This is a genomic window from Nocardia sp. NRRL S-836, from assembly GCF_001279525.1.
Taxonomy (GTDB): domain Bacteria; phylum Actinomycetota; class Actinomycetes; order Mycobacteriales; family Pseudonocardiaceae; genus Lentzea.
On sequence record NZ_LGDY01000002.1, the window covers coordinates 36511 to 60849 of the forward strand.

Annotated in this window: 23 protein-coding genes and 1 riboswitch; of the genes, 10 read left to right on the forward strand and 13 right to left on the reverse strand. The window is 70.5% G+C overall.

The features are described from left to right. The first annotated feature begins 379 nt into the window (after nt 1-379). The 4 genes from ADL03_RS02230 to ADL03_RS02245 all read left to right on the forward strand — a co-directional run bounded on the left by ADL03_RS02230 (nt 380) and on the right by ADL03_RS02245 (nt 2574). Complete coding sequence (locus ADL03_RS02230) at nt 380-982, forward strand: 50S ribosomal protein L25/general stress protein Ctc (RefSeq protein WP_053731666.1); 603 nt, start codon at nt 380-382, stop codon at nt 980-982. A gap of 62 nt (nt 983-1044) precedes the next feature. Continuing rightward, nucleotides 1045-1551 carry a DivIVA domain-containing protein gene (locus tag ADL03_RS02235; protein WP_197288014.1) on the forward strand — a complete coding sequence of 169 codons (507 nt, stop codon included), beginning with the start codon at nt 1045-1047 and terminating at the stop codon, nt 1549-1551. Then, nucleotides 1541-2104 carry an aminoacyl-tRNA hydrolase gene (gene pth / locus ADL03_RS02240; RefSeq protein ID WP_053731667.1) on the forward strand — a complete coding sequence of 188 codons (564 nt, stop codon included), beginning with the start codon at nt 1541-1543 and terminating at the stop codon, nt 2102-2104. Before ADL03_RS02235 ends, pth begins: the two co-directional genes overlap by 11 nt. Nucleotides 2105-2139: 35 nt before the next feature. Continuing rightward, nucleotides 2140-2574 (forward strand): hypothetical protein, encoded by a 435-nt coding sequence (locus ADL03_RS02245; RefSeq protein WP_053731668.1) that lies wholly within the window; start codon nt 2140-2142, stop codon nt 2572-2574. On the opposite strand, the gene ADL03_RS02250 is transcribed toward ADL03_RS02245, so the two are convergent. Continuing rightward, nucleotides 2571-4184, reverse strand: a complete 1614-nt coding sequence (locus ADL03_RS02250; protein WP_053731669.1) for a fatty acyl-AMP ligase — start codon at nt 4182-4184, stop codon at nt 2571-2573. The genes ADL03_RS02245 and ADL03_RS02250 overlap by 4 nt on opposite strands. Nucleotides 4185-4284: 100 nt before the next feature. Here ADL03_RS02250 and ADL03_RS50415 point away from each other — a divergent pair, with 100 nt between their 5' ends. Then, complete coding sequence (locus tag ADL03_RS50415; protein ID WP_304438790.1) at nt 4285-5646, forward strand: DivIVA domain-containing protein; 1362 nt, start codon at nt 4285-4287, stop codon at nt 5644-5646. A 63-nt stretch (nt 5647-5709) separates the two neighbouring features. Here the strand turns inward: ADL03_RS50415 and ADL03_RS02260 are convergent, their stop codons facing one another. The 3 genes from ADL03_RS02260 to ADL03_RS02270 all read right to left on the reverse strand — a co-directional run bounded on the left by ADL03_RS02260 (nt 5710) and on the right by ADL03_RS02270 (nt 8670). Next, on the reverse strand, nt 5710-6135 hold the full coding sequence (locus tag ADL03_RS02260; protein WP_157527838.1) for a hypothetical protein: 426 nt from the start codon (nt 6133-6135) through the stop codon (nt 5710-5712). Between the two features lie 92 nt (nt 6136-6227). Continuing rightward, nucleotides 6228-7994 carry an ABC-F family ATP-binding cassette domain-containing protein gene (locus ADL03_RS02265; protein WP_053731671.1) on the reverse strand — a complete coding sequence of 589 codons (1767 nt, stop codon included), beginning with the start codon at nt 7992-7994 and terminating at the stop codon, nt 6228-6230. 64 nt (nt 7995-8058) lie between these two features. Next, the gene (locus ADL03_RS02270; RefSeq protein ID WP_053731672.1) at nt 8059-8670 is read right to left on the reverse strand and encodes a hypothetical protein; all 612 of its coding nucleotides are present in this window, start codon (nt 8668-8670) and stop codon (nt 8059-8061) included. Nucleotides 8671-8693: 23 nt separating this feature from the next. On the opposite strand from ADL03_RS02270, the gene ADL03_RS02275 reads away from it, so the two are divergent. Then, nucleotides 8694-10232, forward strand: a complete 1539-nt coding sequence (locus ADL03_RS02275; RefSeq protein ID WP_053731673.1) for a hypothetical protein — start codon at nt 8694-8696, stop codon at nt 10230-10232. Between the two features lie 7 nt (nt 10233-10239). Here ADL03_RS02275 and ADL03_RS02280 read toward each other — a convergent pair whose 3' ends face one another. The 8 genes from ADL03_RS02280 to metG all read right to left on the reverse strand — a co-directional run bounded on the left by ADL03_RS02280 (nt 10240) and on the right by metG (nt 19502). After that, entirely contained in the window at nt 10240-11202 is a 963-nt protein-coding gene (locus ADL03_RS02280; RefSeq protein WP_053731843.1) for a 4-(cytidine 5'-diphospho)-2-C-methyl-D-erythritol kinase, read from the reverse strand. Nucleotides 11203-11259: 57 nt separating this feature from the next. Beyond that, nucleotides 11260-12051 carry a MetQ/NlpA family ABC transporter substrate-binding protein gene (locus tag ADL03_RS02285; RefSeq protein WP_053731674.1) on the reverse strand — a complete coding sequence of 264 codons (792 nt, stop codon included), beginning with the start codon at nt 12049-12051 and terminating at the stop codon, nt 11260-11262. Nucleotides 12052-12083: 32 nt separating this feature from the next. Next, complete coding sequence (locus tag ADL03_RS02290; RefSeq protein WP_053731675.1) at nt 12084-12767, reverse strand: methionine ABC transporter permease; 684 nt, start codon at nt 12765-12767, stop codon at nt 12084-12086. Further along, nucleotides 12764-13762 carry a methionine ABC transporter ATP-binding protein gene (locus ADL03_RS02295; protein ID WP_053731676.1) on the reverse strand — a complete coding sequence of 333 codons (999 nt, stop codon included), beginning with the start codon at nt 13760-13762 and terminating at the stop codon, nt 12764-12766. Before ADL03_RS02295 ends, ADL03_RS02290 begins: the two co-directional genes overlap by 4 nt. Before the next feature lie 217 nt (nt 13763-13979). Then, a riboswitch (SAM riboswitch) is annotated at nt 13980-14073 on the reverse strand. An 88-nt stretch (nt 14074-14161) separates the two neighbouring features. Next, nucleotides 14162-14989, reverse strand: a complete 828-nt coding sequence (rsmA, locus tag ADL03_RS02300) for a 16S rRNA (adenine(1518)-N(6)/adenine(1519)-N(6))-dimethyltransferase RsmA (protein ID WP_053731677.1) — start codon at nt 14987-14989, stop codon at nt 14162-14164. 189 nt (nt 14990-15178) lie between these two features. Then, nucleotides 15179-16591: a resuscitation-promoting factor gene (locus ADL03_RS50420; RefSeq protein ID WP_053731678.1), complete on the reverse strand. Its 1413-nt coding sequence runs from the start codon at nt 16589-16591 to the stop codon at nt 15179-15181. Between the two features lie 290 nt (nt 16592-16881). After that, nucleotides 16882-17715, reverse strand: coding sequence for a TatD family hydrolase (locus ADL03_RS02310; RefSeq protein ID WP_053731844.1), 834 nt, complete (start codon nt 17713-17715; stop codon nt 16882-16884). Beyond that, nucleotides 17712-19502, reverse strand: coding sequence for a methionine--tRNA ligase (metG, locus tag ADL03_RS02315; protein ID WP_053731679.1), 1791 nt, complete (start codon nt 19500-19502; stop codon nt 17712-17714). Before metG ends, ADL03_RS02310 begins: the two co-directional genes overlap by 4 nt. A gap of 54 nt (nt 19503-19556) precedes the next feature. Between metG and ADL03_RS02320 the strand changes: the two genes are divergently transcribed. The 3 genes from ADL03_RS02320 to ADL03_RS02330 are packed head-to-tail and all read left to right on the forward strand — an operon-like array spanning nt 19557 to nt 21816. Beyond that, nucleotides 19557-20108 (forward strand): PadR family transcriptional regulator, encoded by a 552-nt coding sequence (locus tag ADL03_RS02320; RefSeq protein WP_053731680.1) that lies wholly within the window; start codon nt 19557-19559, stop codon nt 20106-20108. A gap of 57 nt (nt 20109-20165) precedes the next feature. Next, entirely contained in the window at nt 20166-21098 is a 933-nt protein-coding gene (locus ADL03_RS02325) for an ATP-binding cassette domain-containing protein (RefSeq protein ID WP_053731681.1), read from the forward strand. After that, complete coding sequence (locus tag ADL03_RS02330) at nt 21088-21816, forward strand: ABC transporter permease (protein ID WP_053731682.1); 729 nt, start codon at nt 21088-21090, stop codon at nt 21814-21816. The genes ADL03_RS02325 and ADL03_RS02330 overlap by 11 nt, the downstream gene beginning before the upstream one ends. A gap of 76 nt (nt 21817-21892) precedes the next feature. On the opposite strand, the gene rsmI is transcribed toward ADL03_RS02330, so the two are convergent. Further along, a complete protein-coding gene (rsmI, locus tag ADL03_RS02335; protein WP_369808918.1) occupies nt 21893-22747 on the reverse strand; it encodes a 16S rRNA (cytidine(1402)-2'-O)-methyltransferase in 855 nt (284 codons plus the stop codon). A gap of 15 nt (nt 22748-22762) precedes the next feature. Between rsmI and ADL03_RS02340 the strand changes: the two genes are divergently transcribed. Next, the gene (locus ADL03_RS02340; RefSeq protein ID WP_053731683.1) at nt 22763-24304 is read left to right on the forward strand and encodes a phospholipid carrier-dependent glycosyltransferase; all 1542 of its coding nucleotides are present in this window, start codon (nt 22763-22765) and stop codon (nt 24302-24304) included. Nucleotides 24305-24339: the final 35 nt, after the last annotated feature.

Consider the following 24339-nt stretch of genomic DNA (forward strand, 5'->3'; position numbering starts at 1 on the left):
CTGATCAACCACGCTGTCAAGGCGATCGACAACGTGCCTGAGCGACCCCGGTGCCAAGGCGACAGACAACGGACCCAACCCAACCCCGGCGCCAAGGCGACCCAACGAGGGACGCAACTCAACCCCCCGCACCCAATGCGACACAGCCAAGGACCAACGCCGGCCCCCCGATTAGGCTCCCCGCTCCCCCTCACCTACACTGGTCGGGTTGCCTCGGCGAGGGCGAGCTCGACAAGCTCGGCGTGATCGACGCGGTGGCTTGATGCCGCGCGTGTTGTCCTGTTCCGCGCTGCTCGCCGCCGCTGGCCACCTTCCCAAACGCTGATACTTGTGCACCGCCCCGACGTACAAGGCCAGACCTGTTAAGGAGTACCCCACCGTGTCCGAGGTCCGTCTCGCCGCTGAGCAGCGCACTGAATTCGGCAAGGGCGCCGCCCGCCGTACCCGTCGCGCCGGCAAGATCCCCGCGGTGCTCTACGGCCACGGTTCCGACCCGAAGCACCTGGCCCTGCCGGCGCTCGAGTTCGCCCGTGTCGTCCGTGAGCACGGTCAGAACGCCGTCCTCACCCTCGCCCTCGACGGCGGGAGTGAGCTGGCGCTGACCAAGACCGTCACCACGCACCCCATCAAGAACTACATCGAGCACGTCGACCTGCTGCTCGTCCAGCGCGGCGAGAAGGTCACCGTCGAGGTGCCGCTGGTCATCTCGGGCGAGCCCGCCTCGGGCACGCTGCTGACGCAGGACCTCAGCACGATCCAGATCGAGTCCGACGCGATGAACATCCCGGAGCAGATCGAGCTGTCGATCGCCGGTGTCGCCGCGGGCACGCAGATCCACGCCAGTGACCTGACGCTGCCGGAAGGTGCCGTCCTGATCACCGACGCCGACGCGCTCGTCGTCGCCGTCAACGAGGCGCCGTCCGCGGCGCAGCTCGAGGGTGACGAGGCCGCCGCTCCGGCCGAGGCCACCGAGGAAAGCTGAGCCCCATCACGTCGGGCCGGACAGACGGCGCGCCACCTCCTCACGAGGGGGGCGGCGCGCCGTTGCAGTACCTGCGTCCGACCGAGATCCGGGTCCGGACCTTCCGCCGCAAGCGCCAGGGCTACGACCCGGGCCAGGTCCACGAGTTCCTGTCGATCATCGCCGACGCGCTGTCCGGCCGGATGCGGCTCAACCCGGACCACGTGCAGACCGTGCGGTTCGCGGCCGTGCCCAACGGCTACGACCCGCGCCAGGTCGACGAGCTGCTGCACCTGCTGGAGTTCCAGGTCCGCAACGGCATCGTGCCGCCGACCGGGCTGAGCACCGGCGAGGACCTGGCCACACGCAAGATCCCCCGGTCGAGCACCGGCTACGATCGCGTGGAAGTCGACGCCTTCCTCGCCCGTGCCGCGGCCAACCTGGACGGCCGGGGTGCGATGACCTCCACCGAGGTCCGCAACACCCGGTTCAGCACCACGTCCGGCCTGCTGGGCCGCGGGTACCAGGTGCAGGCCGTGGACGCGTTGCTGGACGACCTCGAGCAGGAGTTGCGGTTCCGTGGACGATGAGCTCGCCCTCGTTGTGGGCCTGGGCAACCCCGGCCCGAAGTACGAGGGCAACCGCCACAACATCGGCTTCCTGGTCCTCGACGAGCTGGCCCACCGGGCCGGCGGCAAGTTCAAGGCGCACAGGTCCGGTGCCGAGGTCGTCGAGGGACGCCTGTCCGGCCGCCGCGTCGTGCTCGCCAAGCCGCGCAGCTTCATGAACCTCTCCGGCGGCCCCGTCTCCAGCGCCGCCAAGTTCTACAAGCCGGGCCTCGTCGTCGTCGTCCACGACGAGCTGGACCTGCCGTTCGCCGCGATCCGCATGAAGCTCGGCGGCGGCGACAACGGCCACAACGGACTGCGCTCCATCACGAAGTCGCTGGGCACCAAGGACTACTACCGCGTCCGCTTCGGCATCGACCGGCCGTCCGGCCGCCAGGACCCCGCCGACTACGTGCTGAAGGACTTCTCCGCGGTGGAGCGCAAGCAGCTCGCCCTGGAGATCGACCGGGCGGCGGACGCGACGGAGGCGTTGGTCAGCAAGGGCCTGGAAGCCGCCCAAAACGCCTTCCACTGAGCCGTAGGATGCCGGCATGACCAACCGAAAGGGCCATGCCGCGTAAGCCCGCCGGCACCGTCCGCGCCCAGTTCCCGCCGCTGCCCCACCGCCTCGACGCCGCCGACGACGTCCCAGGCGTGTCGCCGTCCACCCGGCGGGAGATCCGCAAGCTCGAATTCGCCCACGAACGCCTGTACCGCGGCGCCGTCCGGAACTGGCTGTGGAAGTGGCGCATCGAGGCGTGCGGCCCGCCATGCCGCGAAGAGGACGACGGCTCGTGTCGCGGGCCGTACGAGCACGACGACGACGGGCACTGGGAACGCGAGGACCTGGAGGACGTGCTGCGGCTGCTGCCCGCCCCCGCCGCACGGGACCTGCGGCGGGTGGTGGAGCGGATCGACAACCACCACCGGTCGGGGTGTCCTGGCTGGCGCGACTGCCGTTGGCGCCGCAGGGGCCGGACACCCCCGACCTGGTGGCGGAACTAGACCAGCGCGGCCGCCGCGGACCTGCGCAGCTTGCCGGACGGCGTCTTCGGCAGCGTTCCCGGCGGCTGCACGACCACCGCGAACGGCCGCAGCCCCACCGCGTCGACCACGCGGGCGGTGACCTCCTTGACGAGGCCCTTCTCCGCCTCGGCGTCACCGGCCAGCGTCGACTCGACCACGACGGCGAACCGTTCGCGCTGCGTCCCGGCGTCCAGCCGGACGGCCACGGCGTTGCCCGCGCGCACGCCGTCCACCGAGCACGCGGCGCGTTCGACGTCGGTCGGGTAGATGTTGCGGCCGCCCATGATGATGACGTCCTTGCGCCGCCCGCAGACGACGACCTGGCCGTCCTCCACCACGTACCCGAGGTCACCGGTGGACAGCCAGCCGTCGGCGTCCTGCGTCGCCAGCGGACCGTTCACCGTCAGGTATCCGGGCGTCACGGCGTCGCCGCGGAGCTGGATCTCACCGACCGAGCGCAGTCCCACGACATCGCCGTCGTCGTTGACCACGCGCAGCTCCAGGCCCGGCAGCGGCGGTCCCAGCAACGGGTAGGCGCGGCCGGACTCCGACGGCACGGCCTGGCGCGCGGCCTCCAGCTCCTGGGGGTCCACGACGTCGACCGACAGGCCGGTGAACAACGGCGCGAACGCCACGCCCAGCGTGGTCTCCGCCATGCCGTAGGCGGCCAGGATCGACTCCGGCCGCAGCCCGAACCGGGCGCCCGCGTCGATGAACGACTTGACCGCGGCCGGGTCGATCGGCTCGGCGCCGTTCAACGCGAGCCGCAGGGTCGACAGGTCGAACGAGTCGTCCGACGAGGCGAGGCGGCGGGCCACGATCGCGTAGGCGAAGTTCGGCGCGGCGGTGATCGTGCCACCGTGCCGGGTGATCAGGTCGGCCCACAGGGTCGGGCGGGACAGGAAGTCGACCGGGGTGACCTTCACGAGCTCCAGGCCGAACAGCATCGGCACGGTCAGGAACCCGACCATCCCCATGTCGTGGAACAACGGCAGCCACGACACCATGACGTCCGACGTCGGGTCCAGCGCCGCTGCCTCGCGCATTCCAAGCGCGTTCGACATCAGGTTGCGGTGGGTGATGCGGACCGCCTTGGGGTCCGCGGTGGAGCCGCTGGTCAACTGCAGCAGTGCGGTGGCATCCTCGGGGGTGGGAACAGGGTCGGCGATCGGCTCGCCGTCGAGCTCGGACAGCTTCCGGTAGGCGATTCCGTGCTGGTCCAGCACGGGGGCCAGTGCGTCGAACGGAGCGCCGAGCAGCACGAGACGAGAGTCGATCATGGCGAGCACCCGCACCGTGTCCTCGGCCCACTCGGCCAGGTCGGTGCGCGGTGTGGGTTGATGCAACATCGTGACGCTCCCGCCGCACAGCCATGCGGCCTGCACGGCTGGGGCGATCGCGGCTGGTTCGGCGGCGAGCACTGCGATCGCGGTGCCCGGCGCCACATCGAGCGCACCGGCCATCCGCCGGGCGCGTTCGTGCACCTCGGCCCAGGTCCGGCGGACCGGCTCGGCGGGTTCCCCCGTCGTCATGCCCTTGCCACTGCCGTTTGCGGCCGTCGCCAGCATCACATCCACGAACTGACTCATGTTCGTGATCGTAGTGGCGGCCTTTGGTCCATCAGGGCGAAACGTTATGCCACGCGAAACGCGATACTCCCCAGTACAGGTACGCAGGAGGAGGTCATTGGTGGATCGGGGCGGCCCCGGAGCGCAGCATCGTCTGCCCGCTCATCCGGCACCTCTGCTCTCCGCGCAGGACGTGGCGCTCGTCGCGTTCCACCGCCCTCCGAAGGGCCAGCGGGGGTACGACGCGACCGAGGTCGACGCGTTCCTCGACCGGGTCGAGGACACCATGCGCAGCAAGGACGTCCTGACGCGCGAGGACGTGCTGAACGTCCGGTTCCGCACGGCGACCCGTGATCCGGGCTACGACGTCAACGAGGTCAACGTGTTCATGGAGCTGGTCGCCGACACGCTGCGGTCCACTCCGCAACGCCAGCAGGCCGCCGCACCGGCCCAGGGCGCGCACGCCACGTCGCAGGCGCTGAGACCCGCGGTGCGGCTGTCGCCCGACGACGTCGCGGCCGTGCGGTTCCACAAGCCCAGGCCGGGCACCCGCGGCTACCACGAGGGCCAGGTCGACGCGTTCCTCGACCGCATCGAGGCCACCCTGCGCGGGCGGGACAACCTGACCGCGCAACAGGTCCAGGACGCGGTGTTCGGCGAGTCCGCGCCCGGCACGTTCGGCTACGACTCCGAGGACGTCGACACGTTCCTCGACCTGGTCGTGCTGATGTTCGAGACCGCGCCACCACCCGTCGTCCAGGCACCGCCGACGGCGCAGCTGCCGCAGCAGCAGCGTCCACAACGGCCGGTCCCGCCGCCGCAGCAGCAGCGACCGCAACGCCCCCAGGCGGTCCCACCGCCTCCGCCTCCACCTCCGCAGAAGCAGCAGGCACTCCCGGCGCCACCGGCACCACCGGTGCCACCGGTGCCGCCGCGCCCGAAGGCCGGTGGGGAGAAGAAGCTCACGGCCCGCGACATCCGCAACGTCGCGTTCCACCGCCCGCCGCGTGGCCGCCGCGGCTACCAGGAGTCCCAGGTGGACGCTTTCCTCGACCGCATCGAGGCGACGCTGATGGGGCAGGACAACCTGACGGGCAAGGACGTCCGCGACATCCGGTTCTCCCGCCCGCTGATCGGCCGGCGCGGCTACGACGAGACCGAGGTGGACGCGTTCCTGGCCAGGGTCGAGCAGCAGCTCTCCGGGCCGGTGCGCAGCATGCCGCAGGTCAGGTCCTGGAAGGAGCTGCGCCAGCTGCGCATCCCGCAGGCGGCGTCCGGGCAGCGCGGCTACCGCACCGCGCAGGTCGACCGGATGCTGGAGGAGATCGGCGTCGCGCTCGACGGCATGCTGGGGGCGACCTCCGAGGAGGTCATGAAGACCCGCTTCAGCTACGCGCTGCTGTCCGGGCAGGGCTACGACACGTCGTTCATCGACGAGCTGCTGCCCCAGCTGGCCGGCGAACTGCGCCGCCGCGGCAAGTAGCCGTCTTCCCGGCGTGTCCGTGAGCACCACCGGCACGGCCGCCGGTGGTGCTCACGGACGTCCTCAGCCGCACAAGGAGTTCGGCGAGGAGAAGTAGCTGATGCCGTAGCCGGTGTCCGTGCCGCCGTTGCGGGTCCAGGCCGTCACGCACGGGTGCTTGTCGGCCGAGCTGTAGAACTTGCCGTCTTCCTTCCACTGGCCGGACAACGTCCGCGTCCTGACCTTGAAGAGCAGGCCGCGCCCCTTGTCGACCGACATGCAGTAACCGGGAGCCGCCTCACCCGACGCGCCGTGCGACCCGAGGAACACGATCTGGGCCCTGGCGCCGCTGCCCTTGCTGATGCACACGCTGTACCGCAGCGTGTCGGCCGCCGTGGCGGTGCCGGCACCGACCAGGGTCAACGCCCCGGTCGCCGCCAGCGCACTGGCCGCCGCGATGATCCGCCTGCTCCACAACACCCGCACACCCATGGGATCCGCACTCTCCATCCGTTCGCAGTGGACACCGGTGAGTCTGGTGCCGTGCGCGACCGGCTGGCGAGCCTTTGGCAGCGCCCGTAAGGAATCCGTCCTTTTTCCGGTCAGCCCTCGACCACCTCGGCCGCCTCCATCCAGGCGGCCTCGACGTCGGACTCCTCGGCCAGCACGGCCCGCAGCTCCGCGTCGAGCTTGAGCAGCCGGTCGGGTTCGGTGGCCGCCTCGGCGAGCGCCGCGTGCAGCTCCGCCTCCTTCTTGTGCAGCTGCTCCAGCCGTCGTTCCAGCCGCGCCAGCTCCTTGCGGGCGGCACGCTGGTCGGCGGCGTTGGAGGGTGCCTTCGCGGCGGCCGGGGCCGCGGACTCCCTGTCGCGCAACGAGTCCCGGCGCTGCAGGTACTCCTCGATGCCGCCGGGCAGGTCCGTCAGGCCGCCGTCACCGAACAGGGCCACGACCTTGTCGCACACGCGCTCGACCAGGTACCGGTCGTGCGAGATGACGATCAACGTGCCGGCCCACGAGTCGAGCAGGTCCTCCAGCTGCTGCAACGTGTCGATGTCCAGGTCGTTCGTGGGCTCGTCCAGCAGCAGCACGTTCGGCTCGGCCATGAGCAGCCGGCACAGCTGCAGCCGCCGCCGCTCGCCACCGGACAGGTCCGACACCGGCGTCCACTGCTTCTGCGACGAGAACCCGAACCGCTCGCCCAGCTGCGACGCGGACATCTCGTACTTGCCGAGCACGACACGGCGCGCGACCTCCTCGATCGCCTCCAGCACCCGCATCGAGCCGTCGAGGTCGAGCAGCTCCTGCGAGAGGTGCGCGATCTTCACCGTCTGGCCCTGGATCCGCTTGCCCGTCTCGGGTTCGCGCTCCCCGGCCAGCAGCCTCAGCAACGTCGTCTTGCCGGAACCGTTGACACCGACCAGACCGACGCGTTCACCCGGCCCGATCCGCCACGTCAGGTCGCGCACCAGCACGCGGTCCGGAATGGACAGTGTCACGTCCTCCAGCTCGATCACGGTGCGGCCCAGCCGCTTCTTGGCGAACGCGAGCAGCTCGACGTTGTCCCGCAGCGGCGGCACGTCCGCGATCAGCGCCTCGGCCGCCTCGATCCGGTAGCGCGGCTTCGAGGTCCGCGCGGGCGCGCCCCGGCGCAGCCACGCGAGCTCCTTGCGCGCCAGGTTCTGCCGCTTCTCCTCCAGCACGTCCGCCAGCCGGGTCCGCTCGGCACGGGCGTAGATCCAGTCGGCGTAGCCGCCCTCGTACTGCTCGACCTTGCCCTGCACGACCTCCCAGGTGCGGTTGCAGACGGTGTCGAGGAACCACCGGTCGTGGGTGACGACGACGAGCGCGCACTTGCGCGTCAGCAGGTGCTGCGCCAGCCACCGCACGCCTTCGACGTCGAGGTGGTTCGTGGGCTCGTCGAGCACGATCAGTTCGAGGTCCTGGATCAACGCGGCCGCGAGCGCGACCCGGCGCCGCTCGCCACCCGACATCGTGGACACCACGGAGTCCAGGCCCAGCGCCATGATCCCGAGACCGTCCAAAATGGACCGCACCCGTGCGTCGGCCGCCCACTCGTGCTCGGCGTCGAAGCCGAGCGGGTCGATCACCGCGTTGCGCACGGTCGAGCCGTGCGGCAGCTCGGTCCGCTGCGTCACGACCGCCATCCGCAGGTCCCGCGACCGCGACACCCGGCCGTCGTCGGCCGGCTCCACCCCGGCCAGCACCTCCAGCAGCGTCGTCTTGCCACCGCCGTTCAGGCCGACGACGCCGATCCGGTCGCCCTCGTTGACGCCGAGCGACACGCCGTCGAGCAGCGGCCGGACGCCGAACGACTTCGACACGGACTCCAGGTTGACCAGGTTGGCCATCAAAACCTCACGCCTTGGGGAGAAACTGCCTGATGAAGGCTACCCAGAAGGGTCAAAGCGGTGCTCAGAGCACGTCGATCCGGGTGAGCACCTGCGCCATCGCGCTCGCCAGCAGCGGCAGCTGCTCCGCGGCCGCCCGCCACCCGGCCTCGTCGCCGCGCACCCACGCGGCACGCGCCCGGTACAGGCAGGTCGTGTACGCCTGGTCGAACTTCGAGGTCTCCCGCTCGTACTGCCTGAGCGCGCCCGCGACGTGCCCGTTGGTCCGCGCCAGGTCGTGGACGAGGCTGAGCGCGTGCATCGCGCGGCCGGTGACGACGACCTCGTCCGCCAGGTCGTCCGGGACCGGTACGCCGACGGTGGCGTCCAGCAGCCGCAGCTCGTCATAGGCACGCCGGCCGACGCGGTGCAGCAGCACCACCGTGACCGCGCAGACGGCCGACACGCCCAGTCCCCACACCCAGTACGGCGTGAACAGGGTGAACGTCAGGACGAGCGCGGCGACGGCCCACAGCGGGCGGTCGACGGCCATCGCGAACGTGTCCGTGCGGTCGAGGCGCACGGCCCGCCGCTGGTCTTCGAGGTCGGTGGGAGCGGCGGAGCGCTCGACCCGCTCGGACTCGGGTCCCCGGCGGTAGGGGAAGTAACGCGCGGCATCGAGTGTGCCCAACGTCATAGCGGAACACTACAGTCGAGCCCATGCGCGGGGCGATCGGTTCCACCGTTCTCGGCACGAAGCTCTACCTCGACGACCACGACCCGCGCAGCGCGGTGGTGGCCTTCCGCAAGGCCGAACGCGGCGCGCCCGCCGAGCTCAGGCCCGCCGTGCAGCTGCTGCTCGCGTTGCTGGACCTGCGGCACGGCCGCGGCCGGGTGGCGGCCAGGATGCTGCCGCGCGCACGGCGCTCGGCCGACCCGGTGGTGGCGGACCGGGCCCGGACCGTGCTGACCGAGTGGCGGTTGTTCCCCGAGCAGGTGTGCGACCCGTTCACACCGGTCGAGCGCCGCGACCTCGACCACGCCCTGCTGATCGCCGAGCACCTGGCCGCCACGCGGGCGCGGCGCCCGGCACGCACGCGCGGGACGTGGACCGGTCCGGCGGTTCCGCGGGTCGTGGTGCAGGGCGCCGGGTTCGTGGTGGCGGCGGGTCTCGCGCTCGCCGGGACGCTGCTGATCGGCTGGGACGGCGGGACCGGGACCTGGCACCGGCTGGCCGGCATGTGGCCGGTGGTGCTGGTGGCCGTGCTGTTCGCCGTGGGCAGCTGGCGGTTCTCCGCGCACGCGGCCAAGACCGCCGGACGCCTGCACCTCGACCGAGTCGTGCCGGAGCCTGCGGAGAACGAGCTGTTCGTGCTGTACCTGCGGTCGTTCAACGCCGACGCCGAACGCGGTGGCGACGCACGGGTGGTCACCGTGCCGTTCTCCGAGAGCTTCGGCAACCAGGTGCTCTTCACCTTCTTCTCGGCCCATCGCGCCGAGGAGAACCTCGTCGCGGCGGTGCGCCCGCTCGGCCGGGTGCTCGCCATCGACCTGCCGGGCCGCGCCGGGCCGCCCGCGGGTTCCGAACGGCTCCAGGTCCCGACGGACAACTGGCAGGACCCGGTGCGTGCGCTGATGACCCGCGCACGGCTCGTCGTGATCGCGCTGGACCCGACACCCGGCACGCTGTGGGAGTTCGTCGAGGCCAGGAAGGTCGTCGCACCACAACGGCTGCTCCTCGTCGCCGGGGACGAGCGGAGCTACCGGGCGTTCCGCGAGCTGGCCGCGGCCGAGCTCGGCGAGCAGGTGCTGCCGGAGTACCGCGCGCCGGACCTGCCGGTGGGCCTGCCGTTCTTCAGCGGCCTGGTCACGTACTCCCCGGCCTGGGAGCCCACGTTCACCCCGCTCGACCAGGTGCGGCCGCCCGACCTGCCCGCCAGCCGGATGACCAGGCACGTGGAGCCGGTGCTGCTGCGGCTGGTGGAGCACGAGAACGCCGAAGACCCCGGCGGCAAGGTCGTGGTCGTGCCCCGGCCGCCGTACCGGACGCACACGACCGGTGCGCTGGCGCTCGCGGCGCTGGGCATGGCCGCTGCCGTCACGTTCCTGGTGCTCACCAGGAACATCTGGGCCTGGGACCTCGCCGACTGGCTGGTGCCGACCATGATCGTGCTGGTGTCGACGGCGCAGCTGCTGGTGCAACGGCGGCGGCGCGGCGACCTCGTCCCCGCGCCGCCGCCGATCCAGCTGAAGGCCTAGGCCGTCCTCACGCGTGCACCTCGGGCGGCGTGGGCTTCGGTTCCTCGGTGGTGATCACGCGCGCACCGGGCACCGGGCCCTGGGCGACGCGCACGGTCCGGCAGACGCCCGCGCCCGCGAGCTCGGCGGCGACGCGCACGGCCGTGTCGTTGTCCTCGCACAGGAACGCCGTGGTGGGGCCGGAACCGGACACGATGCCGGCCAGCGCGCCCGCGTCGACGCCCGCGCGCAGCGTGCGGCGCAGGTTCGGGCGCAGGGACACGGCGGCGGCCTGGAGGTCGTTGCCCAGCAGCAGTGCGAGCTGGCGCGGGTCGCCGGAGGACAGTCCCTCCAGCACCGCCTCGACCTGGCCCACGCGGGGCGGGTCGCCGTCGGCGCGCAGGCGGTCCAGCTCGTCGAACACGTCCGGGGTGGACAGTCCGCGCCGGTCGAACGCCAGCACCCAGTGGAACTGGTGGCGGGCCAGCACCGGCACGATCCGCTCGCCGCGGCCGGTACCGAGCGCGGTGCCGCCGTAGAGGCAGAACGGGACGTCCGCGCCGAGCTTGCCGGCCAGTCCGGCCAGCTCGTCGCGGCTGATCTCCAGCCGCCACAGCGAAGCGAGGCCCACCAGGGTGGCGGCGGCGTCCGCGCTGCCGCCGGCCATGCCGCCGGCGACCGGGATGGCCTTGCGGATCACGACGCGGACCTTGGGGTCGTCCGGGTCCTTGCCCACGTGCGCGGCCAGCAGGCGCACGGCCCGCCAGGCGAGGTTGGAGGCTCCGGTGGGCACCTGGTCGGCGCCCTCGCCGTGGACCTCGACGCCGGGCTCGTCGGCGACCGCCACGGTGACCTCGTCGGCCAGTGACAGCGCCTGGAAGATGGTCACCAGGTCGTGGTAGCCGTCCGGTCGCACGTCGCCTACGGCCAGGTGCAGGTTGACCTTGGCCGGGACGCGGACCGTGACCGGGGGAGGAACGACTGCGAGCACCACGTCAGCCTACGGGCGATCGGCGCGGGCGGGCTGCTCCCCCGGTCACGGCGGATCTCACACCGGGATGACGGAACCGTTGAAGGTCTGCTTGATGTAGTCCTTGACCTGCTGCGACGCCAGCAGCTCCGCCAGGTCGCGGATGCGCTTGTCGCCCTTGAGCTCGGTGCGGGTGACCAGGCCGTTGGCGTTGGGGTTGCCCTCGGCCTTCTCCAGCACCAGCGCGTCGGTGGCCGGCTTGAGGCCCGCGTCGATGGCGTAGTTGCCGTTGATCACCGAGGCGTCGGTGTCCTCCAGCGAACGCGGCAGCTGGGCCGCCTCCAGGGGCACGAACTGCAGGTTCTTCGGGTTCTCCGTGACGTCGCGGACGGTCGGCTGGTCCACGGCCTTGAGCTTCACCAGGCCGTTGGCCTCCAGCAGCTTCAGGCCGCGCGCCTCGTTCGTGGCGTCGTTGGCGACCGCGATCTTGGCGTTCTGCGGCAGCTCCTCGACCTTCTTCGCCTTCTTCGAGTACAGGCCCAGCGGCTCGACGTGCACGCCGGCGACCCACTCGACCTTCGCGCCGCTCTCCTTCGTGAACGTCGCCAGGTACGGGACGGTCTGGAAGTAGTTGGCGTCGAGCGAGCCGTCGACCAGCGCCGTGTTGGGCTGCACGTAGTCGGTGAACTCCACGACCTCGATCTTCAGGCCCTTCGACGCCGCCAGGTTGTCGGCGACGTACTTGAGGATCTGGGCGTGCGGGACCGGCGAGACACCGACCTTGAGCGTGTCCGAAGCGGACGAACCGCCGGCCGAGCAAGCGGACAAAGCAGTCAAAGCGACCGCGATCAGGGCAGCCTTAATACGCATGACGTTCCTTTTGAGAAAAAGCGGCGGGAAAACTAGACGGTCGCGTGCCGGCGCCGGTCGGACGCGCGGGAGGCACGGGTGAAGCCGAACTGGATCACGGTCGTGAGCACGGCGAGCCACGCCACGGTGCTCCACAGGATCCGGTCGTTGAAGCGCTGGTAGCCCTCGCGGATGGCGAGGTCGCCGAGACCACCGCCGCCGATGACACCCGCCATGGCCGAGTAGCCGATGAGGGCGATGACGGTGACGCCGATGGCGTTGATCAGCGCGGGCAGCGACTCGCGGATCAGGACCGAACGCACGATCCGCAGCGTCGAGGCGCCGGTGGTGACCGCGGCCTCGACCACGGTCACGTGCACCTCGGACAGGATGTTCTGCACCAGCCGCCCCACGAACGGGATCGCTCCCACCGCCAGCGGCACGATGACGGCCGTGCTGCCGATGGAACCGCCGACGATCAGGCGGGTCACCGAGGTGAGGGCGACGAGCAGCACGATGAACGGCATCGAGCGGCCCAGGTCCGTGACGAAGCTGAGGATGCGGTGCACGGTGGGGTTCGGCCGCAGCCCGCCCTTGGCGGTGAGCTGCAGCCAGACTCCGACCGGAATTCCGAAAGCGGTGGCGATGACGGTGGAGACGCCGACCATGTACAGCGTCTCCCCGGTGGCCTCGACGAGGTAGCTCACCACGTCGGACCAGGGTGTTGCAGACCTCACGCAGCTACTCCCTGTGGCCCCTTCAGGGACCTCTGAACCGCGCCGCCGGCCTCACTGATCCACTCGAGCGCCGAGTCGGACCGCTCGCCGTTCAGGCCGACCCGGAACCGCGCGACCGGCGTCTCGCCGAGGCGGGTCAGCCCGCCGCCGACGATGTTCAGCTCGACGCCGAACCGGTTCGCGACCTCGGGCAGCAGCGCGCCGACCGCGGCGAACCCGACGAGCACGACGTCGGCGACCCGGTCGTACGCGCTCTCGTTGATCGGGTTCAGGTCGACCGCGGGCAGCAGCGCGGAGCTGGTGCGGCTGGCGACGTTGTTGACGAGGTCGAGCACCTTGCCGTGCTCGACGACCCGGCCCTGCTCCAGCACCGCGACGTCGTCGCAGATCTTGCGGACCACGCCCATGTCGTGCGTGACGACGAGAACGGTCACGCCGAGCTCTGCGCGCGCACGGTCGAGCACCGTCAGCACGGACCCGGTGGTCTCCGGGTCGAGCGCGCTGGTGGGCTCGTCGGCGAGCAGGACGGACGGGTTGGCGGCGAGCGCGCGGGCCACGGCGATGCGCTGGCGCTGCCCGCCGGACAGCTGGTCGGGGTAGGCACCGGCCTTGTCGGTCAGCCCGACGAGGTCGAGCAGCTCACCCACCCGGCTGCGGCGCTGCGGACCGGGAACGCCCGCGCTCTCCAGCGGCAGGGCGATGTTTCCGGCCGCCGTGCGCTGACGCAGGAGCGAATCCCCTTGCGGCACAACGCCGATCTGCCGGCGAGCGGCACGCAGCGCGGAGCCGTCGAGCGAGGTGATGTCCGTGCCGTCGACGCGGATCGCACCCGAGTCGGGGCGCTCCAGCAGCGCGACGCAGCGGGCCAGCGTCGACTTGCCGGCCCCGCTCGGGCCGACGACGCCGAGCACGGTGCCGGCCTGGACGTCGAGGGTGACGCCGTTCAGCGCGTTGACACCCTGGAAGGACTTGGTGAGGTTTTCGACAGTGATCACTTCTGCTCCACGGCTGCGCTCGACGGCACACCCACCCGTCTGACTGGGGTGCGCGGTCGAAGTTCTGCTCAGGGTGTGCGCCACTCGATGGCTGAGTGCGCGTCAAAGGACTTTGAGAAGGCGCCTTAGACGAGGTGGCGACGACATGCAGAAGCGGTGCGACGGCACTGGTCGACTACTCGACGGCGCGTCAGCATTCGCGAGGTACCCATGTGATCCTCCATCGGTCCTGGCGTTAGCACCTGCCCGCATCCAGCGGGTGGTTGCTGCGACGTCGTAGAGCCAGGTCTCTCAGTCGCTCCGGATGGCAATGAGCAGTCAACCGGACGGACGTTCGGTTGCGCAAGCCAGATTCGGATTCGTTCGACAGATCACACTGTTGGCCGAAGGATCGCCGGATCAGACCTCGGCGATCCGGACAAAGTCGATCACGCTCAGCTGCTCGCCCCTGACCTGCGGGTCGATGCCCGCCTTCTGGAGCAGTTCGTCGACGTCGGCGGTGTAGCTCTTGAGTGCCGCACGGAGGGTCTTGCGGCGCTGCGCGAAGGCTGAGTCGACGATCGCGAAGAGCTTCTTCTTGTCCACTGTGGACAGCGGCTTTTCGTGACGCCGGAAGGCGACCAGGCCGGAGTCGACGTTCGGGGCGGGCCAGAACACGTTCCTGCCGACGGCGCCGGCCTTGCGGGCCTCGGCGTACCAGGCGAGCTTCACGCTGGGCACCCCGTAGATCTTGCTGCCGGGCTTGGCCGCCATCCGGTCCGCCACCTCCGCCTGGACCATCACGAGGCCCTTGGCGAGGCTCGGCAGCTCGTGCAGGAGGTGCAGCACCACGGGGACCGCGACGTTGTACGGCAGGTTCGCCACGATCGCGGTGGGTTGCACCGGCAGGTCCTCCCGGGTGACCTTCATGGCGTCCTTCAGGACGACGTGGAGCTTGCCCGCGTTCTCCGGGTCCATCTCGCGCACGGTCTGCGGCAGCCGCTCGGCGAGCGGCGGGTCGATCTCGACCGCGACGACCTGCGCGGCGGCGGGCAGCAGGGCGAGGGTGAGGGACCCCAGGCCGGGGCCGACCTCCAGGACGACGTCCGTCTCATCCAGCCCGGCGGCGGCGACGATCTTGCGGACCGTGTTGGGGTCGTGCACGAAGTTCTGGCCGAGCTTCTTGGTCGGGCGGATGCCCAGCTCTTCGGCTAGACGACGGACTTCGGCGGGTCCCAGCAGGCTCACCGCTGCATTCTCGCAGGCCCCCACGCCTGCCCACCGCCCGACGCCCCGCACCGGGCCGTACGCGGGGACCCCGCGTACGCCGAGAGCGTGCGGAAGGTCTCCGCGTGCGATCGGAGGCAGTGGAGCGGTGGGACGGCGAAGGCCGCCCGTGGCGAACCACGGACGGCCTTCGGCGAGTGCGGTGCGGGGTTACGGCAGGCCGAGCTTGGCGCGGCAGCCGGGCCACGCGGAGTACGTGCCGCCACGGCCGTCACGCAACTTGGTCGCGATGGCGATCTGCTGCTCGCGGGTGGCCTGGTGCGGGTAGGCCGCGTACGCGCTGCCGCCGTAGGCGTCCCAGGTGCTCTTGTTGAACTGCAGGCCGCCGTAGTAGCCGTTGCCGGTGTTGATGGCCCAGTTGCCGCCCGCCTCACAGCCGGCGAGGCGGTCCCAGGCGGCGCCGTCGGGCAGCGGCTTGCTGCCGACGACGATCTTCTTCGGCTTGGGCTCCTTCGTGACCTTCCCGCCGATCTTCTCGCGGGCGATCTCCTTGCCGTTCTTCACCGTCACGCGGTAGGTGGAGATCTGCTCACCGGGGGCGCCCGGGTCGACGACCTTCTGCTCGCCCGCGGTCATGGTCGGGTCGTTGGTCTTCTCGACCGGCGCCGCGACCGGCTCGTTCACGTTGATGACCGTGACGCCGGTGCGCGAGATGTAGATCTCGGCGCCGGTGGCCAGCCGGACGTCCGCGCCGGAGGCGACGGCGTCCTCGGGGCCGAGCGTGAGGTTCTCGCTCTTCAGCAGCTCGTCGACGGTGACGGCGGTGGTCTGGACCTCGCGGACCGGGTTCGCGCCGTCGAAGAGCTTGACCGTCTTGAGGGTCTTGACTTCCAGGTTCATGCCGTCGAGCGGCACGTCCGAGCTCGTCGGCGCCGAGAACCAGGAGCCCTCGGTGGGCACGCCGAGCTGCTTGGCGGCCTCCTCGACGGTGACCGAGCGGACCCACTCCTCGCGGGCCTGGCCGTCGACGCTCATCTTGAGCAGGCGGCCGCGGTCGAGGGTGATCTTGCCGCCGTCGGAGATCGGGGTGTTGAGCGACGGCGACAGCGCGTCGTGCTCGCCGACCCGGATGCCCTCCTCCGCGAGGACGTCGCCGACCGTGCCCTCGTAGGAGTGGACGGTCGACGTGACGCCGTCGATGTCCACGGCCACGGACTTGTCCATGGCCATCGCCGTCACGCCACCGCCGGAGATGGACACCAGCACGGCGGCGACGGCGCCCTTGAGGAAGCGGCGCTTCCAGGACGTGACGCTCTGGACCAGCAGCTGCGGGTCCTCGCGCTCCTCTTCCTCCGACGGGAGGACGAGGGGCGGCATGATCGTCGTCTCGGCGTTGATGAGCCGGATCAGCTCGTCGACGTCGACGTTCGCCGTGGCCAGCAGGTCGTCCGCGTCCGGGCCGAGCACCTCGAGCACGTCCGCGGGCGTGATGCTCAGCGCACCGGCGGGGAAGCTCGGGTGGGGGTCCACGAGATCGACTGCGGTGGACGTCGTGACCGGCGTGAACCAGTCCGTGTCGTCGTTGAAGTCGTACGGAGCGGCAGTTCTGTCGCTACCAGACAAGGGTCGATACCTCCATTGCGGAAGCTGTGAGGCCACCGCACAGTTGGCGTTGACAAGATCATTCGAGTTGCAGCTCGAAGGTTCCCGGCAACTCCTCCTACGTGGTCTCGCTTCTTCGCGCTTCTGGCTTCCGGCCCGCCCCGACCGCGGGCGTGCTCCCAACCGACTGGGTCGGTACAGGTGGCACGGTCACGGGACAGTAACGGGGTCACCGACGTTGCGCAAACACCCCCGCCGATGTTGTGACCTCAGTCACCCCATGGGGGTAGGAACCCTGTGCTCCGTTCGTCCTAAGTCGCATCTCGGTGGTCGAGTCCGAACACCCGCTGAGCGGTACGGGTGACCGCGGCGCAGAGTTCAGAAAGATCTTCGCCACGCAGAGCAGCCAGCGACCGAACTGTGTAATTCACACAATGTGGTTCATTCGGCCGGCCGCGGAACGGGTGCGGCGTCAGGAAAGGCGCGTCCGTCTCGACCAGCAGCTGGTCGGGCGGCACCAGCCGGGCCGCCTCCTGCAGAGCCCGCGCGTTCTTGAACGTCACCGGGCCCGCGAACGACAGCACGTACCCCTGCTCGACGCACCGGCGGGCGAAGTCCGCGTCACCGGAGAAGCAGTGGAAGACCACAGTGGACGGTGCGCCCTCGTCGTCGAGCACCTTGAGGACGTCCTCGTGCGCGTCCCGGTCGTGGATCATCAACGGCTTCCCGACGCGCTTGGAAAGGTCGATGTGCCAACGGAAAGCCTCGTGCTGGGCGGCCGGCGGCGAGTAGTCCCAGTAGTAGTCGAGACCGGTCTCGCCGATCGCGACCACGCGGTCGAACGCGGCCAGCCGCTCCAGCTCCGCCTTCTCCGCGTCGCCGAACGTGGCGGTGCGCGTCGGGTGCACGGCCACCGCCGCGTAGACGCGGGAGTCCCAGGTGGACGCTTCCGCGGCCCACCGCGCGGACTTCAGGTCGTCCGCCACCGTCACCACGTGCGAGACCCCGGCGGCGTTCGCCCGGTCGAGCAGGACGGCCACGTCGGCGGCGTCGGCAGCACCACACGCGTCGAGGTGCGTGTGAGCGTCGATCACCGGTGCCGGAAGGGTTTCCGGCACCGGCGGTCGTTCCCGTTCGTCGCTCACCTGGCGATCGGGGCCCACTCCGGGCCCGTCTCGCCGAGATCGGGGTCGAGCTTCGCGAACAACGGCGACGGCTTGCCCAGCGGCCGGCCTGCCTCGATCGGCGTCGACTCCCAGCGCGCCTGCTCACCGGCGTAGTCACCGGTCAGCACCGGGTAGCTGCGCTCCGGCACGTCGAGGTCGGTGACCTCGGTCAGCTCCGGCTGCGCGGACCACACGCCCGTACCGCCCAGCGCCTCGTACACCTTCTGCGCCGAGTGCGGCAGGAACGGCGTCATGAGCGTGTTCGCGTCCTGCACGACCTGCAAAGCCGTGTGCAGCACCGAGTCGCGGCGCTCCGGGTCGTCCTTGAGCTTCCACGGCTCCTGGTCGGACAGGTACTTGTTCGCCGCCGAGATGACGCGCATGGCCTCGCCGGAGGCCTGCTTGAACCGCGAGCGGCGCAGGTGCGCGCCGACCGTGTCGAACGCCGCACGCGACTGCCGCAGCAGCTCGTGGTCGGCGTCGGTCAGCGCGGTCGCCTTCGGGATCGCGCCGACGTTCTTGTGCGCCATGGAGATCGAGCGGTTGACCAGGTTGCCCCACTCGTTCGCCAGCTCGAAGTTCGTCCTGCGGACGAACTCCTCCCAGGTGAAGTCGGTGTCCTGGTTCTCGGGACCGGCGACGGAGATGAAGTACCGCAGCGCGTCCGGCCCGAACTCCTTGAGGAAGTCACCGACGTAGATCACGGTGCCGCGCGAGGTCGAGAACTTCGAGCCGCTCATCGTCAGGTACTCCGACGACACGACCTCGGTCGGCAGGTTCAGCGTGCCGAACCGGCCGGGCTCGCCGCCCTTGTCGCCGGCGCCGTTCTGCCCGAGCAGCAGCGACGGCCAGATCAGCGAGTGGAAGACGATGTTGTCCTTGCCCATGAAGTAGTAGCCCTGGGCGTCACCGGTCCAGAACTCCTTCCAGGCGTCGTCGTTCCCGGAGCGCCGGGCCCACTCGACGGAGGCGCTCAGGTAGCCGATCACCGCGTCGAACCACACGTAGAACCGCTTCATCGGCTGGTCGCTCCACCCGTCGAGCGGGATCGGCACCCCCCAGTCGAGGTCGCGGGTGATGGCGCGCGGCCGCAGGTCCTTGATCAGGTTCTGCGAGAACTTGAGCACGTTCGGGCGCCACTCGGTCCGCGTGGAGATCCACGAGCCGAGCGACTCGATGAACGACGGCAGGTCGAGGAACAGGTGCTCGGTCTCGACGAACTTCGGCGTCTCCCCGTTGATCCGCGAGCGCGGGTTCTTCAGGTCGATGGGGTCGAGCTGGTTGCCGCAGTTGTCGCACTGGTCGCCGCGCGCGCCGTCGTACCCGCAGATCGGGCAGGTGCCCTCGATGAAGCGGTCGGGCAGCGTCCGGCCGGTCGACGGGCTGATCGCGCCCATCTCCGTCTTGGGGATGACGTAGCCGTTCTTCCACAGCGCGGAGAACAGGTCCTGCACCACCCGGTAGTGGTTGCCGGTGGTGGTGCGGGTGAAGAGGTCGTAGGACAGGCCGAGGCCCTGCAGGTCGGAAGCGATCACACGGTTGTACTTGTCGGCGAGCTCACGCGCGGTGAGCCCTTCCTTCTCGGCCTGCACCTGGATGGGCGTGCCGTGCTCGTCCGTGCCGCTGACCATGAGCACCCGGTGTCCGGACATTCGCATGTAGCGGGAGAAGACGTCGGACGGGACACCGAAACCGGAGACGTGACCGATGTGCCTGGGGCCGTTGGCATATGGCCAGGCCACCGCGGTCAGTACGGAGGCACTCATGCACATAGCCTACGGAGGCGGTGCCAGGCGGTTTTCACCGAGTGGGAGGTCTGTTTGTCCGCGACCAGGATGTTGGTGCTCGGCGTCGTCAAGCTCGTCGGCGAGGCGCACGGTTACCAGGTGCGCCGCGAGCTGCAGTCGTGGGCGGCGGAGGCCTGGGCGAACGTGCAGCCGGGCTCGATCTACCACGCGCTGAAGTCGCTCGCGAAGGACGGCCTGCTCGAACCGGTCGGCACCGAGTCCGCGGAGGGCCCGGCCAGGACCACGTATCGGATCACCGCGACCGGCGAGCACGAGCTGCGGGACCTGCTCGCCCACGCGCTGGCCGACGCGAGCGCGGGCAACGACGAGCTCTCCGCGGCGATCGCGATGCTCACCCTCATCCCGCGCCAGCAGGCCGTCGTGATGCTCAAGAACCGGCTCGCGGGCCTGGAGGGACAGCTGGCACCGACCAGGCACGGCATCACCTCGATGCCGGAGATGGGCAAGCCCGCGCACGTCAGCGAGCTCTTCCGGCTGTGGCTGGTCCACCTCGAAGGCCAGGTCCGCTGGACCAGGGAGCTGGTCGAACGGCTGGAGGCCGGCGCCTACGACCTCGCCGACTAGTCAAATTTGAATAGTCTCGCTAGCCTCTAGTCAAACTTGACTAGAGGGGGTTCGGTCATGATCAAGGCACGCGGCCTCGCGCGCCGGTTCACCACCAAGGCAGGTCCGGTGGAGGCGGTGCGCGGGGTGGACATCGACGTCGCCGAGGGCGAGCTCGTGGGGTTCCTCGGCCCGAACGGCGCGGGCAAGTCCACGACGTTGCGCATGCTGACGACCCTGTTGCGGCCCACGGCGGGCGAGGCGATCATCGCGGGCCACGACCTGCTGGCCGACCCGGCGGGCGTGCGCCGCAACATCGGCTACGTGGGCCAGAAGAACGGCGCGGGCGCCGAGCAGCGGGTCGCCGACGAGCTGGAGTTCCAGGCCCGCTTCCACGGCCTGGGCAAGCACGACGCCCGCAGGAGGGTCGCCGACCTGCTCGAACGGTTCGACCTGGCGGACCTGGAGAAACGCGCCGTCGTCACGTTGTCGGGCGGCCAGCAGCGCAGGCTCGACATCGCGATGGGCGTGCTGCACGACCCGCGGCTGCTGTTCCTGGACGAGCCGTCGACCGGGCTCGACCCGCAGAGCCGCCGCAACCTGTGGGACCACGTCCGGCAGCTCAGGGCCGACGGGACCACGGTGTTCCTGACCACGCACTACCTCGACGAGGCCGACTACCTCAGCGACCGGCTGCTGGTGATCGACCACGGCGCGATCGTCGGCGAGGGCTCACCGGACGAGCTGAAGCACCGCGTCTCCGGTGACCTGGTCGTGCTCGGCACGCCGCAGGCTGCGGCCGTGGCGGCGAGGTTCGACAACGCCGTGGTGGACGGCGAGGAGGTCAGCTTCCGGATCCCGGACGGGGACCGGGCGCTGCCGGGCCTGCTGCGCGACCTCGGTGCCGCCGGTGTCGAGCTGCACTCCGTGCAGGTGCACCGCCCGACGCTCGACGACGTCTTCCTGACCATGACCGGCCGCTCGCTGCGGGAGGAAAGCCATGCCGCGTAACAACGTTCTCGCCGACACCTGGCTGGTGTTCGCCCGCGTGACGCTCCCGGTGCTGCGCAACCCCGTGGCGGTCGTGCTCGGGCTCGCCCAGCCGTTGCTCTACCTCGGCCTGTTCGGGCCGTTGCTCGGCGACGGCGGCTGGCAGTGGTTCGTGCCGGGCCTGCTGGTGCAGATGGCGTTGTTCGGCACGGCGTACGCGGGCTTCTCGCTGCTGCCCGAGGTGCGCACGGGCGTGCTGGAACGACTGCGGGTCACACCCGTCAGCCGGGTCGCGCTGCTCGTCGGCCGGGTCGGCAAGGACGTCGTGCTGCTCGTCGTGCAGAGCCTGCTGATCGTGCTCGCGGCGACGCTGTTCGGGTTCCACGCGTCACCCGGCGAGGTGCTGCTCGGGCTCGGGCTGGTGGCGTTGCTCGGCGTCGCCATCGGGTCGGCGTCGTACGCGGTCGCGTTGAAGGTGAAGCTGGAGTACGTCTTCGCGTCGGTCCTGTCGGCGGTCATCGTGCCGTTGATGCTGCTGTCGGGCGTGCTGCTGCCGATGTCGAACGGCCCGCGGTGGCTCTACTGGCTGTCCCGGGCCAACCCGCTCGCGCACGTCGTCGACGCCGAACGGTCGATCTTCACCACCGGCTCGGCGCTGTACGGCCTCGTCGCGGTGACCCTGCTCGTGCTGGCTGGCATCGCCTACGGCGTGCGCACCTTCCACCGCGAGTCCGCCTGATGCTGATGCCACGCGGGGCTCTCCCGTCCGCTCCTGTCGTACGAAAGCTCCCCGCGTGGCACTTCCCGCGTGACGCTCAGGAAGACTTGACGGCGGCGTCGTAGAGGGTCTTCTTGCTGACACCGGCGGCCTCGGCGACCTCGGCGGCGGCCGACTTCATCCGCTCGCCGTCGGCGACGCGCTGCTTCACCTCGGCGACCAGCGTCTCCAGGTCGGGCGTGTCCGGTACGGGCGCCGGGCCCAAGACAACGGTGATCTCGCCGCGTGCGCCTTCCACGGCCCACGCGGCGAGCTCGGCCAACGACCCGCGCACGACCTCTTCGTAGGTCTTGGTCAGCTCACGGCACACGGCCGCCGCACGGTCCGGGCCGAGCACCTCCACGGCGTCCGCGAGGGTGGCCGCGAGCCGATGGGGTGCCTCGAAGAACACGACCGTGCGCTGCTCGGTGGCCAACGGGGCGAACCAGCGCTTGCGCTCACCGGACTTGCGCGGCGGGAAGCCGTCGAACGCGAACCGGTCGCTCGGCAAGCCGGACAGCGCCAGCGCCGTCGTCACCGCGGACGGCCCCGGCAGGCACGTCACCCGGATGTCCGCCTCCACACAGGCGGCCACGAGCCGGTAGCCCGGATCCGACACGCTCGGCATGCCCGCGTCGGTCACGAGCAGCACCGTCTCACCGGCGCGCAGCGACTCGACCAGCCCCGGCAGGCGCGCCTGCTCGACCTGGTCGTAGAAGCTGATCACCCGCCCGGACGGCTTGACCTGCAGCGCGGCCGCGAGGCTGTGCAGTCTGCGGGTGTCCTCGGCGGCGATGACGTCGGCCGTCCCCAGCGCCTCGACCAGACGCGCGGAAGCATCGCGGATGTCACCAAGCGGGGTAGCGGCGAGGACCAGACGGCCTGAACCGGATACAGGACTCACACCGTTCACCCTACGATCGGCGACGTGACAGTCCTCGTGCAGCCAGGAGAGGCGCCCGTCGCCGTCGTGGAGGAGCCGCCCACGGACCGTGCGGCGGCTCTCGAACCACCTCCGCATGGAGATCGGTTGCGCGGGTGGCTCGTCACGGCGGTGGTGACGCTGATCGGCGCGGTCGTGCGGTTCTGGAACGTCGGCTACCCGACGGACAAGGGCACGCCGATCTTCGACGAGAAGCACTACGTGCCGCAGGCGGCGCAGGTGCTGCGCAACGGCGGCTACGAGGACAACCCCGGCTACGAGCTGATCGTCCACCCGCCGCTCGCCAAGCAGCTGATGGCGATCGGCCAGGACCTCTTCGGCTACGACGGCATCGGCTGGCGGTTCGCCTCCGCGCTCGCCGGTGCGATCACGATCCTGCTGATCGTGCGGATCGCCCGGCGGCTGACCCGGTCGGACCTGCTGGGCGCGCTGGCCGGCGTGCTGCTCATCGCGGACGGCGTCTCGCACGTCCAGTCCCGGATGGGCATGCTCGACATCTTCCTGGCGCTGTTCGTGGTCGGCGCGTTCGGCTGCGTGGTCGCGGACCGCGAACAGGTGCGGCAACGGCTCGCCGTCGCGGTGCGCGAGGGGTTCGTGAACAACTCGCCCTTCGGCCCGTGGCTGGGCTTCCGCTGGTGGCGCTTCGGTGCGGGCGTGTGCCTGGGCCTCGCGTGCGGCATCAAGTGGTCGGGCATCTGGTACATCGCCGCGTTCGGGCTGCTGACGGTCGTCTGGAGCGCGCTGGCGCGCCGGGCCGCCGGGGTCGAGGAGCCGTGGCTGGGCTCGCTCGCGAAGGACGTCCTGCCCTCGCTCGGCGGCCTGGTCGCGATCCCGGTGCTGGTGTACCTCGTGACGTGGTTCCCGTGGATGGCCAGCGAGACCGGCATCGACCGGCACGTGGTCGGCACGAAGGTCCAGGACGTCGCCTACGTCCCGGACGTGCTGCAGTCGCTCTGGTACAACGCCAAGAACGTCTACAAGTTCCACGTCGAGCTGGTCACCTCGGCGACCAACCGGCACCCGTGGGAGTCGAAGCCGTGGACGTGGCCGATGGGCCTGCGTCCGATGCTCTACTACTACGACAACTCCGTGACCGGCTGCGGCCAGGCGTCCTGCCTCGGCGCGATCATGCTGATCGGCACGCCGGCGCTGTGGTGGGTGGCGTTCCCGGCGATCGGCTGGGCGATCTGGCGGGCCGTCGGCCGGCTGGACTGGCGCTACGCCGCCGTGCTCGTCGGGTACATGGCCGGTCTGCTGCCGTGGTTCCTCAACCTCGACCGGCAGATGTACTTCTTCTACGTCACGCCGATGGCGCCGTTCCTGGTGCTGCTGATCGTGCTGGCACTGGGCGAGATCCTCGGCCGGGCCGGTGCGGGCTCCGAACGCCGCGGCACCGGTCTGCTGGTCGTGGCGCTGTACACGGGCATCGTCGTCGCGAACTTCGTGTGGCTGTGGCCGATCTTGAACGGCAACCCGATCACGCCCGAGCTGTGGCAGCAGCAGCTCTGGTTGCCCAGCTGGCGCTGACCGTTAAATCCGCGTTGGGTTAGCATCTCCCGCCA